The organism is Thermotoga sp. SG1, assembly GCF_002865985.1.
Classification (GTDB): domain Bacteria; phylum Thermotogota; class Thermotogae; order Thermotogales; family Thermotogaceae; genus Thermotoga.
Genome location: NZ_LNDD01000001.1, coordinates 172,696 through 189,573, shown reverse-complemented (window position 1 = coordinate 189,573; position 16,878 = coordinate 172,696). Strand labels below are relative to the sequence as shown.

Annotated in this window: 13 protein-coding genes; 9 read left to right on the top strand and 4 right to left on the bottom strand. The window is 47.0% G+C overall.

Translation table 11 applies throughout. From position 1 onward, the window contains the following. The first annotated feature begins 4 nt into the window (after positions 1-4). The 7 genes from AS006_RS00890 (at position 5) to hup (ending at position 7,704) form a co-directional block, all read left to right on the top strand. Positions 5-676 (top strand): DUF47 domain-containing protein, encoded by a 672-nt coding sequence (locus AS006_RS00890; RefSeq protein ID WP_101512503.1) that lies wholly within the window; start codon positions 5-7, stop codon positions 674-676. 13 nt (positions 677-689) lie between these two features. Further along, positions 690-1,898 carry an inorganic phosphate transporter gene (locus AS006_RS00885; RefSeq protein WP_101512502.1) on the top strand — a complete coding sequence of 403 codons (1,209 nt, stop codon included), beginning with the start codon at positions 690-692 and terminating at the stop codon, positions 1,896-1,898. A gap of 13 nt (positions 1,899-1,911) precedes the next feature. Next, positions 1,912-3,012, top strand: a complete 1,101-nt coding sequence (gene dnaN, locus AS006_RS00880) for a DNA polymerase III subunit beta (RefSeq protein WP_101512501.1) — start codon at positions 1,912-1,914, stop codon at positions 3,010-3,012. A gap of 9 nt (positions 3,013-3,021) precedes the next feature. After that, positions 3,022-4,902 carry a tRNA uridine-5-carboxymethylaminomethyl(34) synthesis enzyme MnmG gene (gene mnmG, locus AS006_RS00875; RefSeq protein WP_101512500.1) on the top strand — a complete coding sequence of 627 codons (1,881 nt, stop codon included), beginning with the start codon at positions 3,022-3,024 and terminating at the stop codon, positions 4,900-4,902. Then, positions 4,899-5,621 carry a pseudouridine synthase gene (locus AS006_RS00870; RefSeq protein WP_101512499.1) on the top strand — a complete coding sequence of 241 codons (723 nt, stop codon included), beginning with the start codon at positions 4,899-4,901 and terminating at the stop codon, positions 5,619-5,621. Before mnmG ends, AS006_RS00870 begins: the two co-directional genes overlap by 4 nt. After that, positions 5,578-7,251, top strand: a complete 1,674-nt coding sequence (gene uvrC, locus AS006_RS00865; protein ID WP_101512498.1) for an excinuclease ABC subunit UvrC — start codon at positions 5,578-5,580, stop codon at positions 7,249-7,251. Before AS006_RS00870 ends, uvrC begins: the two co-directional genes overlap by 44 nt. A gap of 180 nt (positions 7,252-7,431) precedes the next feature. After that, positions 7,432-7,704, top strand: coding sequence for a DNA-binding protein HU (gene hup / locus AS006_RS00860; protein ID WP_101512497.1), 273 nt, complete (start codon positions 7,432-7,434; stop codon positions 7,702-7,704). A gap of 24 nt (positions 7,705-7,728) precedes the next feature. On the opposite strand, the gene mnmE is transcribed toward hup, so the two are convergent. The 4 genes from mnmE to AS006_RS00840 are packed head-to-tail and all read right to left on the bottom strand — an operon-like array spanning position 7,729 to position 12,825. Beyond that, positions 7,729-9,081, bottom strand: coding sequence for a tRNA uridine-5-carboxymethylaminomethyl(34) synthesis GTPase MnmE (gene mnmE, locus AS006_RS00855; protein ID WP_101512496.1), 1,353 nt, complete (start codon positions 9,079-9,081; stop codon positions 7,729-7,731). Between the two features lie 4 nt (positions 9,082-9,085). Further along, positions 9,086-11,392: a homocysteine S-methyltransferase family protein gene (locus tag AS006_RS00850; protein WP_101512495.1), complete on the bottom strand. Its 2,307-nt coding sequence runs from the start codon at positions 11,390-11,392 to the stop codon at positions 9,086-9,088. Beyond that, entirely contained in the window at positions 11,376-11,993 is a 618-nt protein-coding gene (locus AS006_RS00845; protein WP_101512494.1) for a methionine synthase, read from the bottom strand. Before AS006_RS00845 ends, AS006_RS00850 begins: the two co-directional genes overlap by 17 nt. Then, entirely contained in the window at positions 11,980-12,825 is an 846-nt protein-coding gene (locus tag AS006_RS00840) for a methylenetetrahydrofolate reductase (protein ID WP_101512493.1), read from the bottom strand. The genes AS006_RS00845 and AS006_RS00840 overlap by 14 nt, the downstream gene beginning before the upstream one ends. Before the next feature lie 66 nt (positions 12,826-12,891). Between AS006_RS00840 and AS006_RS00835 the strand changes: the two genes are divergently transcribed. After that, the gene (locus AS006_RS00835; RefSeq protein WP_101512492.1) at positions 12,892-14,130 is read left to right on the top strand and encodes a hypothetical protein; all 1,239 of its coding nucleotides are present in this window, start codon (positions 12,892-12,894) and stop codon (positions 14,128-14,130) included. A 74-nt stretch (positions 14,131-14,204) separates the two neighbouring features. Further along, on the top strand, positions 14,205-16,850 hold the full coding sequence (gene ppdK, locus AS006_RS00830) for a pyruvate, phosphate dikinase (protein ID WP_101512491.1): 2,646 nt from the start codon (positions 14,205-14,207) through the stop codon (positions 16,848-16,850). The last annotated feature ends 28 nt before the right edge of the window (positions 16,851-16,878 follow it).

Sequence of the window (16,878 nt, the reverse complement as noted above, 5' to 3'; positions counted from 1 at the left end):
GATCATGAGGTTCATAGAAAAGATGATACCTGAGGAATCCCCGATTCAGTTGCTCATTGACCTTGCTCGACGGGGAGAAACAGCGGTGGTTTTGCTCAAGGATGCCATCCAGGACTATTTTGAAAAGAAATTCGGTGAAGGACACCTCAACCGTGTCATCGACCTGGAGAGAGACGCTGACCAGTTGAAAGCAAAGCTGAAGAGGATCTACCAGAAGATCAAATACTCCTACTTCGAGAAGGATGATTTCCTCTACATAGTGCACAAATCGGACGAAATACTCGACATCGTAAGAGATGTGGTCATCATGCTCGACATGAACAGAGTTGATGATGTGCCAAAGGAGGTAAAAGACCGCTTCCTGGAACTCGTTGACAGTGTTCTCAACACGATCAGAGAAACGGTGGAAGCTGTTGAGCAACTGAAGGTTCTGGCAGAAACGGACTTCTCCCCAATCGAAGAGGAGAAGGAAAGGAGGGAAGTGTTTGACGTCTCAATGGAGGAAAGAGAGGTGGACACTATCTCCAGAGATCTTGGAAAGAAACTCTACTCTTTGAAGAATTCCATGAATCCAGTCGATCTCATCTTTCTGAACAAGATAGCACGTCTTGTTTCGAAGATCGCGGACCAGGGAAAGGACATAACGAAGAGGATAAACTCTGCAATTTTGAAATAAAGGAGGGAGTATTGTGTTGATACTCGTTGTGGCAGGAGTTCTCGGATTCATAATGGCGTTCTCCATAGGAGCCAACGACGTGGCAAACTCCATGGCGACTGCTGTGGGTGCCAGAGCCATCACCGTAAAGCAGGCTTCTTTGATAGCCATGTTGCTGGAGTTTCTGGGGGCTGTGATGTTTGGATCTCACGTTTCACAGACAATAGTGAAGGGAATCGTGGAGATCGAAAGGATACAACCGGTCGAACTCATGTACGGTTCTCTTTCGGCGCTGATAGCAGCTTCTTTGTGGATTCTCGTTGCCACGAACTGGGGTTATCCCGTGTCAACAACACACTCGATAGTTGGAGGCATGCTGGGATTTGGAATTGTAGCAGCGGGTTTCAACGGAATAAATTGGAAGGTGTTTTTCTTCATAGTCCTGTCCTGGATCGTTTCGCCTCTCCTGGGTGGAGCACTGTCTTTTGTTGTTTTCAAACTGATCTCCTTCACCATATTTCACACAAAAAACCCGAAAAGATCTTCTATTTTCGCCGTTCCCTTTTTCATATCCTTGGCCATCTTCACCATGGCATCCCTCTTTGTGAAAAAAACCCTGAAACAGCCATTGTCTGAGTCTTTGATCTTGGGAGTGATCCTTGCCGTAGTGACTTTTATCTCACTGCATCTGATCGTCAAGAGGTTGCTTCGAAACAGCAAGAACGAATACGACGTGGTGGAAAATGTGTTCAAACGTGCTCAGATTCTGACATCTTGCTACGTTTCTTTTTCGCACGGTGCAAACGACGTGGCAAACGCTGCTGGTCCAATAGCCGCAGTCATGATTGTTGCATCAACGGGTGTTATCCCCAAAACCGTTGAAATTCCCTTTCTGGCACTTGCTTTGGGTGGAATCGGTATCTCCATGGGGGTTTTCTTTCTCGGGCAGAAGGTCATGGAGACGGTGGGCGAGAAGATAACCACCCTGACGAACTCAAGGGGATTCACTGTTGACTTTTCAGCGGCAACGACGGTTCTACTTGCATCCTCACTGGGTCTTCCTGTTTCCACCACGCACGTGGTTGTGGGAGCGGTCACCGGCGTGGGGCTGGCCAGAGGGATTGAGGTTGTGAACGTCGGTGTTCTCAAGAACATTGTTATTTCCTGGTTTCTGATCGTTCCCACCGTCGCTGCGACTTCTGCGGGTGTGTATTCTATTTTGAAACTCGTGTTAAAATTCTAATGGGGGTGTAAAGATGAAGATCGTGACCACCACACTGGAACTGAAGGACAAGGTAACGATAGCATCAAAAGCACTCGCAAAGAAATCGGTCAAACCGGTCCTTGCCGGTTTTCTCTTCGAGGTGAAGGACGGAAATTTCTTCATCTGTGCTACAGATCTTGAAACGGGTGTTAAGGCATCTGTTAACTGCGCTGAGATCTCCGGGGATGCTCGATTTGTGGTGCCGGGGGATGTTTTTCAGAAACTTGTGAAAGTTTTGCCAGATGAGACTACTGAACTTTCCCTCGAAGGAGACAATCTGGTGATCACGTCGGGAAGTACTGTTTTCAGGATAACAACCATGCCGGCCGATGAATTTCCGGACATTGCCCCCGCGGAATCTGGAATATCCTTCGAAATCGACACATCACTCCTGGAGGAAATGGTTGAGAAGGTCGTATTTGCAGCAGCAACAGATGAGTTCATGAGAAACCTGAACGGTGTGTTCTGGGAACTTCACAAAGGTTTTCTCAGGCTCGTGGCAAGCGACGGTTTCAGATTGGCACTGGCCGAAGAGCAAATAGAGAACGAGGAAGAGACGAACTTCCTGCTTTCTCTGAAGAGCATGAGGGAAGTCCAGAACGTTTTGAACAACACAACGGAACCGACAATGGTTGTGAGATACGATGGACGAAGGGTTTCCCTCACAACGAACGATGTTGAAACCGTGATGAGAGTGGTGGACGCGGAGTTCCCCGATTACAGAAGGGTGATACCCGAGACCTTCAAAACGAAGGTGGTTGTTTCGAAGAAGTCCCTTCAGGAGTCTTTGAAAAGGGTGATGGTGATTGCCAGCAAAGGAAGCGAATCCGTGAAGTTTGAGATAGAAGAGAACACGATGAGACTTGTGAGTAAGAGTCCGGACTACGGTGAAGTCATCGATGAGTTGGAGGTTCAAAAGGAGGGTGAAGACCTCATCATAGCGTTCAATCCGAAGTTCATAGTGGATGCTCTGAAGCGCATTGAAACGGAAGAACTGGAGATGAACTTTGTGGACTCAACCAGTCCCTGTCAGATAAATCCTCTCGATATCTCCGGCTACATCTACATTGTCATGCCCATAAGACTGGCATGAGGTGAGAATTTGAGACCAGACGATGATAGAGTCTATGACATCATAGTGGTGGGTGCCGGTCATGCCGGTATAGAAGCGGCTCTGGCTTCTGCTCGAATGGGTTTCAGGGTACTGGTGCTTACCGTGAATCCCGACACGGTGGGCTGGGCTCCTTGCAACCCAGCCATAGGCGGCCCCGCAAAGGGTGTTGTTGTTCGTGAAATCGACGCTCTCGGTGGCGAGATGGCCAAAACCACCGATGAGACGATGATCAACGTGCGAATGCTGAACGTGAGTAAAGGTCCGGCTGTAAGAGCTCTGAGAGCTCAGATAGACAAGATCTCGTACAGCAGAACCATGAAGAGAAAACTCGAAACTAACCCGAACGTAGTTTTGAGACATGGAATCGTTGAGAGGCTTCTTGTGGAGAAAGGCAAAGTCGTCGGAGTTGTTGACAACTACGGAATAGACTATCTGGGGAAGGTCGTCATCATTACAACCGGCACGTTTTTGAGGGGAAAGATCTTCATAGGTCGATCGGTCTTTCCTGCAGGCAGAATGGGAGAGTTTCCGGCCGCAAAGCTCACGCAGAATCTGATCGAACTGGGTTTTGAGGTTGGAAGATTCAAAACAGGCACTCCCGCTCGGGTTTTGAAGCGCAGCATAAACTTTTCTGTCATGGAGAGGCAGGACACCTCAGACGAGCCTCTTGCATTTTCCTTCTTCAGCGAGCCAAAAGTCCTTCCAAAAGATTATCCCTGCTGGCTGACCAGAACAAATCCCGAAACCCACAACATAATAAGGCAGTACCTGGAGTTTTCGCCACTCTACGGAACCGTAAAACTCATAGAGGGTGTTGGACCAAGGTATTGTCCATCGATAGAAGACAAGGTGATCAAATTCAGGGACAAGGAATCCCACCAGGTCTTCGTTGAACCAGAGGGCAGAGACACGGAAGAGTACTACCTGAACGGTCTGAGTACGAGTCTTCCGTATGAAGCCCAAATAAAGATGATAAGGAGCGTGAAGGGGCTGGAAAACGCCATCATCACACGACCTGCTTACGCTATCGAGTACGACTACATAGATCCAAGACAACTCTATCCAACACTCGAGTCGAAGATCGTGGAGAACCTGTTCTTCGCAGGGCAGGTGAACGGAACGAGCGGCTACGAAGAAGCGGCTGGTCAGGGCTTAATAGCCGGTATAAACGCCGCTTTGAAGTTGAGAGGGGAACCTCTCCTGATTTTGAAAAGGTCGGAAGCCTACATCGGAGTTCTCATAGATGACCTGGTAACAAAGGGTGTAGATGAGCCCTATAGACTTCTCACCTCAAGGGCGGAGTATCGCCTTCTCTTAAGACACGACAACGCTCACCTCAGACTGGCAAAACACGGTTATCGTGTTGGATTGATCCCGAAGTGGTTCTACGAAAAGGTGCTGAGTCTGGGGAGAAGAGTCAAAGAAGAGATGGAGAGGCTCAAAAAGGTTGTGATCAAACCCTCAGGCAGAATCAACGACATTCTGATGGCCGAAGGCACAACTCCTCTGAAAGAAGCAACCTCTCTCTACCAGCTCTTGAAACGACCAGAGTTGAGTTACGAGACGCTGAAGAGATTCGACCCGAATCCCATAGACGATCCAGAGGTTGTGGAACAGGTGGAGATCAACGTGAAGTATGAAGGATACATTCAGAAGATGTTTGAAGAGGTGGCGGTATTCGAAAAGTACGAAAGTTACGAGATACCTTCAGACATAGACTACGACGTTGTTCCAAACCTCTCCACCGAGGCAAGGGACAAGTTGAAGAGGATCAGACCAAGATCGATAGGACAGGCCATGAGGATCCCGGGCATCAATCCTTCCGATATATCCAACCTCATCATCTATCTGGACGGAAAGAAAAAATGAGACTGGATAGATACCTCTCAAACAGGGGGATAGGAACAAGAAAAGAAGTAAGGGCGATAATAAAACACGGAAGGGTAACCGTCAACGACAGAACAGTCCTTGATCCCGCTTACAAACTCTCGGATAAAGATGTGGTGAAAGTCGATGGAAAGGTGATCGATCTTCCCGAAAAAGTCTACATCCTCTTCTACAAACCCGCCGGCTACGTTACAAGCACCAGAGATCCTCACTCGGAAACTATCATGGAGTTTTTACCGGATATAAAGGGTATATTCCCTGTGGGAAGACTCGACAAGGATGCAGAGGGGCTTCTTCTGGTGACCAACGATGGTGAGTTTGCCCACAGGGTGATCTCTCCAAAATGGAAGGTCGAGAAAGAGTATGTGGTCAGAGTGGAAGGTGAAATAACGGAGGATAAACTGGAAAAACTGAGAAGAGGTGTGAGTTTAAGGGATGGTTTCTTTGCAAAGGCAAAGCACGTGGAGAAAATCTCGAATGATACGGTGAAAATTGTCATAACAGAGGGAAAGTATCATCAGGTGAAAAGAATGACAGCGGCAGTTGGTTTGAAAACGATCCATTTGGAGAGAGTCAGAATAGGTGGGCTCAGACTTCCCCAGGAAATGAAACCGGGTGAGTACAGGTTCCTCAGTGAGGAGGAGGTGAGGCAGGTCTTTGAGGGAAACGATCAGAAAGAAGATCGAACTGGCACCGGATGATCCGGGAGTTTACCTGTTCAAAAAGGGTGGAACTCCCATATACATAGGAAAGGCAAAGAGGCTCTCTTCCAGATTGAAAAGTTATCTCAATCCCTCTTTGGAGAAGGTTAAAAGGATAGTAGAAGAGGCGGACGATCTGGAAACGATCGTGGTAACAACAGAAAAAGAAGCGCTTCTTCTGGAAGCAAATCTCATAAGAAAATACAGGCCAAAGTACAACGTTCGACTAAAAGACACGGAGTTTTACCCTTACATCCGGATATCGAATGACGACATCCCTTATGTGGAAATCGTGAAGAGAAGGCTGAAAGATGGTACCTATTTCGGCCCCTACACGACGGTTCGTTTCGTTCGAGATCTTCTTGAGACGCTTCAAAGGATACTGGGCTTTAGAACGTGCAAGTTCAATCTGAACAGGGTGAAAAGACCCTGCTTTCTCTTCCATCTGAAAAGGTGTGTTGGTCCGTGCGCCGGTAACGTCGATCAGCACAGGGAAGCGATAGAGAAACTGAGAGACTTTCTTTCTGGAAACATGCGGGACGTTTTCGATTATCTGCGCAGAAAGATGGAACTTCACAGCAGGATGCTGGATTTTGAGAATGCCGCAAAGTACAGGGATCTGCTTTTGAACCTTTCGAGTGTTCTGGAATCGCAGGGAGTTGCTTTTGAAGAGAAGATCAACTGTGACGTTGTAGTTCACGCTCAGGGATTGTTCGTGGTTTTGAGGGTAAGGGATGGCTATCTGATCGGAAAGATCTCTTTTGAGATGGAAGGAGGAAACCTGGACGACTTCATAAGAGAATACTACGTGTCTGGAAGGGGAGATGTGCCAAATTCTCTCATAGTGGAAAGCGACCTGGACGAAATGGACTACACTTCACTGGGTTTCCAGTATGTTGGAAAACCTCGATCTCAACCGGAGAAGGATCTGCTGGAAAAAGCCAGAAAAAATCTCGAAACTGAGCTGAGTATGAGAGGGCTTAAAAAAGAAGCGCTGAAGGAGTTGATGAAACTGCTGAACCTGAAAGAATTCGTCTATAGAATAGAAGGGATGGACGTTTCTCATCTTCAGGGCAAACACACCGTTGCTTCCCTTGTGGTATTCGAGGATGGCCTCCCGAAAAAGAGCGAGTACAGACGGTACAGGTTGAATCTGGAACGGCCGGACGATTACGAAGCGATAAGGGAGGTTGTAAGAAGACGTTACAGCAAACATCCTCTTCCGAACCTTTTGTTTGTGGACGGTGGAAGGGGACAGGTAAACGCCGCCCTTGAAGCGTTGAAAGATCTGGGGAAAGCATGTCCTGTTGTCGGTCTTGCAAAGAAAGAAGAGATCATCGTGACTGAGGAAAAGGATATCGTGCTTCCTCAAGATCATCCTGTTTTGAGACTTCTCATCCAGGTGAGGGACGAAACTCATAGATTCGCCGTCAGCTACCACAGGAGAAAAAGGGAAAAAGAGTCCCTCAAATCTGTTCTGGACGAAATTCCCGGGGTGGGACCCATCAGAAAAAAGAAGCTTCTTGAGCACTTTGGTTCTATAGAGAGCATTCACTCCGCTTCCGTGGAAGAAATAGCGAGGGTAATAGGAAGCGTTGAGGTGGCAAAGAGAATCCTGGAGAGATTGTAAACTTTTAGTAAAAAATCTAATTTTTTTCTGTGTGATATCCAAATCCACTTCTGATGCTGGTTTTGGAATTCAAAATCTTCGAATCGCTTTTGTATAGAGACTTGCAAACCCCTCGCACAAAATGGTATATTTACAAGCAGTGAGGAGATTGCTTCACAACCCTAGGAAGGAGGGGGTTTCATGAACAAGAAGGAACTCATTGACAGGGTGGCGAAGAAAGCGGGTGCGAAGAAGAAGGACGTGAAAGTGATCCTCGATGCAGTTCTCGAGACGATCACGGAAGCTCTTGCAAAGGGCGAAAAGGTTCAGCTAGTTGGATTTGGGAGCTTTGAAGTGAGGAAGGCAGCCTCCAGGAAAGGCGTGAACCCACAGACCAAGAAACCCATTACCATTCCCGAAAGGAAAGTTCCAAAGTTCAGACCCGGAAAGGCTCTCAAAGAAAAGGTCAAGTGATGGGGAAGGGGAGTCCCTTCCCCTTTATTTTCCCACGCAGAAGGTCGAGAATATCGTGTCCAGAAGATCCTCCCTGAAACTCCTGCCGGTGACTTCGTCGAGAACATGAAGTGCTCTCTCCAGATCGATGGATACCAGATCGATAGGTGTTTTGTTCTTCAAAGATTCGATGGCGCTTTCCAGAGATTTTTTCACGTTTTCAAGCAGCTGTTTTTGACGAAGATTCGTTATCAGAGAACCAGAACCCTTCTCGAATATTTCCTGTGTTTCCCTATAGATGGCTTCTTCCAGTTTCTCCAAGCCTTCACCTTTCAGTGCTGAGATCTTAACTATGTGCCTGTCGGTTCCGAGTTTTCTTTTCAGTTCTTCCTCGTCTATTCTTTCGACGATATCCACCTTGTTTATCACCACAAGGTATCTTTTGTGCTTTATTCTCTCGAGAATCAATCGGTCCTCGTCGTCCAATGGTGACGATGCGTCGAGCACGAAGAGAACGATATCGGCCTTTTCTAACTCCTGGAAAGTCCTCTCTATTCCCAGCCTTTCCACCAGATCTCTCGTTTCGGATCTCACTCCCGCTGTATCCACAACTCTGAACAGAATGCCTTTTATAACGATCTCTTCGCTTATCACGTCCCTTGTGGTCCCAGGTATGTCGGTAACAATCGCTCTGTCTTCTTTCAGAAATCTATTCAGAAGAGTGGATTTTCCCACATTAGGCTTTCCCACTATCACCATCCTAAGACCCCTGTTCAACATGATTCCCGCGTCCGCTTTTTCCAGTTCTTCTTTCAGTCTTTCGTGAATCGATTCGATCTTTGTTTTGACAATTTCCACATCCGTTTCCACATCATCGGGATAGTCCAGTTCTACCCTGATCTCCGCGAGGACGTTTATGAGTTCTTCCCTCAGTGTTTCAACAAATTGTCTCAGACCACCTTTCAGATTTTTCAGAGAAAGCATCAGGCTTGCTTCACTCTTTGCTTCTATAAGATCCCGCACTGCCTCGGCGGAGGTGAGATCCATCTTTCCGTTCAGAAAGGCTCTCTTTGTGAACTCACCCGGCTCTGCCATCCTCGCCCCTGCATTCAAAAACACGTCAAGGAGCTTTTTCACGACGAGTGGCCCACCATGGCACATCACTTCTACCATGTCTTCCCCGGTGTAGCTCTTTGGAGACCTGTAGAAGATCACCACCACTTCATCTATGTCTTCTCCGTTTTCCCGTATCCATCCATGGATTGCTTTTCTTGGGACGATGTTCGAGCGGGTTTTGAAGTGTTTTCTTACAATGTCCCAGCTTTCAGGGCCACTCAATCTTAAGATCGCTATCGCTCCCTTTCCGGGCGGCGTGGCAACTGCCACTATCGTATCCATATTCTCATCTCCCAAGAGACTTCAATATCTTCACAGCCTCAGAAGCGTTCTTCGCATAGTAATCGGCTCCAAGTTCTTTCGCCAGTTTTTCGTTTAAAGAAGCACCTCCTACTATAACCGGGACTTTCAATCCTTTCTTTTTGAGACTTTCGACGACCTCTTTGATCCTTCCCACGGTGGTCGTCATCATGGCAGAAAGTCCCAGTGCAACCGGTTTTTCTTTTTCCACCGCTTCCACTATTCTTTCAGTATCGACATCTTTTCCCAAGTCCATCACTCGATATCCGCTGCTTCTGATGACGGACGCTACGATGTTCTTTCCTATGTCGTGTACGTCTCCTTTCACAGTCGCTATGATGAAGGTTTCTCCCTGGTTTTCGGATGAGAGCATCGATGCTAGTTTGTCAAAGATGGGTTTTACAGTCTGAGCTGCAAGAATGAGTTGGGGAAGGAATATTTTTCCTTTGTCGTAAAGCAAACCGATCTTCTCCATGGCCGGTCTCAGGTGTTCCTCTATTATCGAGAGGGGATCTTTTTCTTTCAAGAGGTTCTCCACTTCTTTTTCAACGTCTTCTCTTTTCCCTGAAAGTATCGCTTCCACCAGTTTTTCCTCTTTTACTTCGGCTTTTGGAAGATCCTTCTTTTCAAGTATCACGAGTGTGCTGTCCAGGGTTTTCATCAGGTTCTCATCGAGCGGATTCATGATGGCTGAACTCAATCCCTTTGATATTCCAAGAACGAGGAAAGCCGTGTTGTAAAAACTCCTGTCGGGCAGGCCAAAGGAGAGATTGGAAAGACCTACGGTCGTTTTGAAACCCATTTCCGAGATGTACTCTACGGTCTTCAATACCTCGGTGGGCCTTCCTTCTGCTCCAAGAGGCAAAACTCCTGGATCGAACAGTACTCTGTCCAGAAAATGGTGTTCTTCAAGGATTTTCAGAGCTTTCTCGAAGTTTCTCTTCCTCTCTTCAAAAGTCTTTGGAACATCCTTTCCCATGAGAAGAACGATGAGAACCCCTCCGTATCTTTTCAACATGTTTATCTTCTCTTCGAGATCTTTTTCTGTGACCTTTGAGGAGTTGAACAGGGGTCTTCCGGGGTATACTCTCAGGGATCTTTCTGCAAGGTTTAAACTCTGAACGTCCAGAGACAGGGGAACGCTTGCTGTATAGGGAAGTGACTGTACCACTTTTTCCACATAAGATGGATCCACTTGGGTTTCTATGCCGAAGTTGACGTCGAGGACCTCTGCACCTTTTTCTACCTGGATTTTTGCCTCGTTCATCACTACGTTCAGATTTCCTTCCTGCATTTGTTTCCACAGTTTCTTTCTTCCCGCTGGATTTATTCTCTCCCCTATCACCACAAAGTGGTCAAAAGTCACAAGCTTTGAGGGAGAAGAGATAGCGACGATCTTTTTCTTCTTCCTCTGGAGTGGTTTTCTGTTTCCGAGCACCTTTCTGAACAATTTGATGTGTTCAGGGGTGGTACCACAGCAGCCACCAAAGATGTTCACACCCGCTTCATAGTAGGAATCGATGTGAACGGCAAAATCTTCTGGTTTCAACGGGTAAACTGTCTTTCCGTTTTCCAGGATCGGTTTTCCCGCATTCGGTTCTACGACGAGGAACTTGTCGGTGTAATGAGACAATTCCTGAAAAATGGGAAGAATTTCCTCTGGGCCGAGTGAACAATTTATGCCCAGGGCATCGACATCCATCTCATCGAAAGTGAGGGCAAAATTCACTGGGTCTGTTCCCGTGAGGCTTCTTCCTTTCTCATCGAACGTCATGTGTGCTATGAGGAACACATCCTTTGAAACATCTCTCACCGCGAGAACCGCCGCTTTCAGTTCCAGAATATCGGAAAACGTTTCTAGAATGATTCCGTCCACGCCCTCTTCCACCATGATCCTGGCTGTTTCTCTGAAATTTTCGTAAAACTCTTCGAATAGAACGTCTCCGAGTGGGAAAGGAAGCTCTCCCGTTGGACCGATATCGCCGAAGACGAGCTTTTCACCGGCAGCTTTTCTTGCGATCCTCACTGCGTTTCTGACAATGGGATCTAACTTCCTTTCCAGCCCATGCTTTCTCAGTTTCATTTTCGTGGCACCGAAGGTGTTCGTTAGCACTATATCGGCACCACTCTCTATGTACGTTTTGTGAACCTTAAAAACCACCTCAGGTGCTTTTATGTTCAGTTCTTCTGGAAGTTCTTCGTGTCCTAGTTTCATGAACTCTGTTCCATACGCCCCATCCAGTAGCAGAACCTTCTCCGACAGTATTTTTGCGATTTCATGTCTGCTCCTCATTCTTTTCCCTCCATCCCACGAGTCCTGTGATGGTTTTTCTGGGAACAAGAACGTAGGAATCTTCGATCACGTTAACATCCACTTCATCCTTGAAAATTCTTACTATCTCCTTGTTCAGTGAGAGCGGCAAGTCTCCATAACCCGGTGATATCCTGAAGCTTCCTTCGAGATGGGGGCGTTTTGTCCTCAGATCGGAGTCGACCTTTCTGAGAGCGTACTCCACCATCTCCGATGCGATACCATCTATGAAGAATCCAAGAAGGTCGTTTCCCTCTTTGAAGCATTCTTCTATTTTCTCATCCACCCTTTTTCCTAGTGTGGCAAGAAAAACAGTGATGATCTTGCTACCTGCTAAATGTTTCTTCGCCAAATCACCCCTGAGTTCTATACCGTTGAAGAAAAGTGATCCCTTTGTTTCGTTTGTTTCGAAATCCTTCCACAAAACGACGGGCTTTGCAACCTTGATCAACTCTTCATAAGCCTTCATCACATATTCCTTGAAATGCTCTGGAATTTTCTTGGCCTTTCCGAATCCAAGTTTCGCTCTCAAAACGTTGTCCGGGATCTTTATTTCCCTCGGATCTAGTTCAACCTTTGACAACCTCCACCACCATCCTTATCTTTTCGAGATCCTTCACAACAGCCACTATGTAGAAACCGTCGACAAGATTTTTGGTTTCCTCGACGAACCTCAGAACAGCTTCAAAACTTTTTTCCTTCACATGTTCATCGCCCTTTTCGGCCGACTCGATTATTTCCTCTGGTATTTCTATTCCTGGAACACCAGAAAAGTGGTTCATTTGCTTTGCGTTTTCGAAGAACGCTATCGAAACAAGGATTTTCGTGTTCAATTTCTCCTTGATGTTTTGTGCTACATCTTTCTGGAAAAGAGGTTGTGTAACGAGAAAGTCCACCCCTGCTTCGATTTTTTGTTTTGCCCTTTCTATATCCTTTTCACTGAATGGATTCAACGCACCTCCAACGAAGAAATTTGTCTTTCCGTACATCCTGTTTCCCGCAAGATCCGTTCCCTCGTTCAGAAGCTTTGTGAGTCGTATAAGATCCAGTATATCCACGTCGTTCACAGAAGTTGTCCCTGGATAGTCCCCATGAGACGGGTCATCTCCTGAGAGAAGTAAAAGATTCTCTATTCCAAGGGCGTGGCACCCCAGAAGGTCGGACTGTATCCTTATCATGTTTCTGGTGTTCCTTGTGAAATGCATGAGAACTTCTTTCCCGCTCTCGACAAGCAAGTGAGAAACTGCCCATGGTGCCATCCTCACCCTGCCCATAGGCATATCTGTCACCGTGAACGCGTCGATACCCGTTTCCCAGGCTTTTTCGGTGAAATCCAGAAACTTTTTTAGATTCGTCCCTCGCGGTGTCAGAACCTCCAGAACCACACACTTTCCTGATTCAAGAGATTTCCTCAACTTGCTACCTCCTTTCTTGTGTTATCATAAGGATTGGTGAAGAAAAATAAGGAGGAGGTCCTCGTTATGAGAAAGTGGCTCGTTTTCATTTCGGTGTTGATCGCTGTCCTTTCTTTTTCACAAATATTAAACTATGTCCCGACCGATTTCAAGGCTGTTCGGTATGTGAAAAATCTCTCGGACTTCTACGGTGAACTCAAAAGCCTCCCCACCGGAAGATTCCTCACAGAAACTCTTGGTCTGGAGATGATGGTTCAGGGTGTTCTGGAATCCCAGCTTCTCAGCAGAAACATAGAGCCTTCAGACTTCTATGATCTTTTCTCCCATGAACTCCTTTACGTACAACTCGACGATGAAGACAACTGTTTTATCCTGGGACCTTCCAGTAAGGCGAAGAGCTTAAAAGACAGTGTGAAATCCCTCGTGGCTGATCTTTTTGGAGCAGAGAACGTTGTTGTGACAGAAAAAGATGGTTACCTTTTCATAGGTACGAGCAAAGCAGTGAGCGCCGCTTTGAAGGGCGGAAGAAGTGTTCCTGAGGAGCTGAAGAACCTTGATTTCTTCAATTACGCCAGAGTTCATGTGAAAGACTATTCATTCACAATTGTGAGCAGGAAAGAACAGGTCGAGGATCATCTCACCATAGAGACAGAAGTGATTCCCAATGATGACACCTCTAGGGATTTCTTGGAAGAAGTTGGCCAACCAAAGAACATCTCACAAGATTATTACGTGTACGGTGAGCTGACACTCATATTCAATACGGCAGATTACGATGGTTTGATGGATGTGATTTCTGGCGCAGGTTTTAACCTTTCCAGTGAGGACATGGAAATGCCTATCCAGCTTCCTGACGAAAAGCTCGGAAAAGTTATAGAGGATCTTTCGAAAAAGCTGGATACCCCCATGTTCATCAGTGCCAACATCTCTTCGTCGCTCATGGACTTTATTTCAGGGGCGACACCTACCAATCTTGAACTTGTGGCAAAGGCCAGGATAAAAGATCCAGAAGCCATCGAAGAGGCTCTGAAAGAGTCCAGTGTTCAGTACGAAAAGAAAGGAGAAGAGTTCATCCTGCAGAACAATCTGCGCCTTGTTGTAGAAAACGGCACGGTCGTTTTGAAGAGTGAGCAGTTCACACCGAAAACTCCCGGTGAACATCCGGGTGAAAAGGATGTTTTCTTCCTGTTTCTGGACATGAAAGCTGTGATGGAGGCACTCGTTGGAGAGGGTGAAGAAGCCTATGTGCTTGTGAGAGGATTCTACGATGATGGAAAAATGGTTCTCTATGTTAACGTGAAATGATACCGAAGTTAATCGTGGGTTTTTGTGCTTATAATAGATCTTGGATTACGAAGAGAAAAGGAGGGAGTCAGAAGATGGCCAAGAAATACGTGTACTTCTTTGCAAACGGTAAAGCAGAAGGCCGGGCAGACATGAAAGATATCCTCGGTGGAAAAGGTGCCAACCTCGCTGAAATGACCAACCTTGGTATACCCGTTCCTCCCGGTTTCACCATCTCCGCAGAGGTGTGTAAGTACTACTACGATCACGGAAGAACTTATCCAGAAGAACTCAAGGAACAGGTTGAAGAGGCAATGAGAAGACTCGAAGAGGTCACCGGGAAGAAGTTCGGTGACCCTAACAATCCACTTCTTGTTTCCGTCAGATCCGGTGCAGCCATTTCGATGCCTGGAATGATGGATACAGTCCTCAACCTTGGATTGAACGATGAAACAGTGGAAGGACTCGCCAAATTGACCAACAACGAAAGGTTCGCTTACGACGCCTACAGAAGATTCCTTCAGATGTTCGGTGACGTCGTTCTCAAGATACCTCACGAAAAGTTTGAAAAGGCTCTCGAGGAAATCAAGAAAGAAAAGGGTGTGAAACTCGACACAGAACTCGACGCGGAGGATCTCAAAAAACTCATCGAAAGATACAAGCAGATCTACAAGGAAGAGGGTAAAGAGTTCCCACAAGATCCCTGGAAACAGCTCTGGCTCGCTATAGATGCTGTGTTCGGCAGCTGGATGAACGAAAGAGCTATAAAGTACAGGGAAATCCATGGAATCAAAGAAGGAGATCTTCTCGGAACGGCTGTGAACATTGTTGCGATGGTTTTTGGAAACATGGGTGAGGATTCTGGGACTGGAGTTGCATTCACAAGGGATCCGAACACAGGAGAAAAGAAACCTTATGGAGAGTTCCTTCCCAACGCTCAAGGTGAGGATGTCGTTGCCGGTATAAGAACTCCGTTGAAACTCGAAGAATTGAAGAACAGAATGCCTGAAGTATACAATCAGCTCCTCGAAATAATGGATAGGCTCGAAAAACACTACAGGGATATGCAGGATATTGAGTTCACCATCGAAAAAGGAAAGCTCTATCTCCTTCAGACAAGAAGCGGAAAGAGAACATCTCAAGCTGCTATAAGAATCGCCGTTGACATGGTTCACGAGGGGCTCATTACCAAGGAAGAAGCCGTTTTGAGGGTCAGACCAGAGGACGTTGAACAGGTGCTTCATCCCGTGTTCGATCCAAAGGAAAAGGCCCAGGCGAAGGTCATCGCAAAGGGTCTTCCAGCGTCACCTGGAGCCGCAACTGGTAAGGTTGTCTTCAACGCCAAGAAAGCAGAAGAACTCGGAAAATCCGGAGAACTCGTTATCCTTGTAAGGCCGGAGACCAGTCCCGAAGACGTTGGTGGAATGGCAGCTGCACAGGGAATTCTCACCTCCAGAGGAGGAATGACATCTCACGCTGCCGTCGTTGCAAGAGGAATGGGTAAACCCGCTGTTGTTGGAGCAGAATCCATAGAAGTTCACCCAGAAGAGGGATACTTCAAAGTCGGGGACGTCACTGTGAAAGAAGGGGAATGGATCTCCATCGATGGAACGACCGGAGAGGTTCTCCTTGGAAAGGTGACGACCATAAAACCACAGGGACTCGAAGGTCCTGTTGCTGAGCTTCTTCAGTGGGCTGACGAAATCAGAAGACTCGGTGTGAGAACCAACGCGGATATTCCAAGGGATGCTGAAGTTGCCAGAAAATTTGGTGCAGAAGGGATCGGTCTGTGTAGAACTGAGCACATGTTCTTCGAAAAAGACAGAATACCAAAAGTGAGAAGGATGATCCTTGCCAAGACAAAGGAAGAAAGAGAAAAGGCATTGAATGAACTCCTTCCTCTCCAGAAAGAAGACTTCAAAGGACTCTTCAGGGTGATGAGAGGGCTTCCAGTCACTATAAGGCTCATAGATCCTCCTCTTCACGAGTTCCTCCCACAGGAAGATGAACAGATCAAAGAGGTCGCAGAGCAGATGGGAGTTTCCTTCGAAGAACTCAAGAACGTGGTTGAAAACCTCAGAGAACTCAACCCAATGCTTGGACACAGAGGTTGTAGGCTCACCATCACGTACCCCGAGATCGCTGTGATGCAGACCAAAGCGATCATCGGAGCAGCCATCGAACTCAAGAAAGAGGAAGGAATAGACGTCATACCCGAGATCATGATACCTCTTGTGGGACACGTCAACGAGATCAGGTACCTGAAGAAGATCATCAAAGAAACAGCCGATGCACTGATCAAAGAGGCAGGGGTCGATCTTACCTACAAGATAGGAACTATGATCGAAGTTCCAAGAGCTGCTGTCACCGCACACCAGATCGCAGAAGAGGCCGAATTCTTCAGTTTTGGAACAAACGACCTCACACAGATGACCTTTGGATTCAGCCGAGACGACGTTGGAAAGTTCCTGCCGGAGTACCTCGAAAAGGGCATCCTCGAACACGATCCGTTCAAATCTCTCGACTACGATGGTGTGGGAGAACTGGTGAGGATGGGAACGGAGAAGGGAAGAAGCACAAGACCGGATCTCAAGGTCGGAGTCTGTGGAGAGCACGGAGGAGATCCAAGATCGATCCTCTTCTTCGACAGAATTGGACTTGACTACGTGTCCTGTTCTCCTTACAGGGTTCCCGTTGCCAGACTCGCGGCGGCTCAGGCAGCTTTGAAGAATAAACAGTGACAATCGGGCCGGGCCTGTCCCGGCCTTT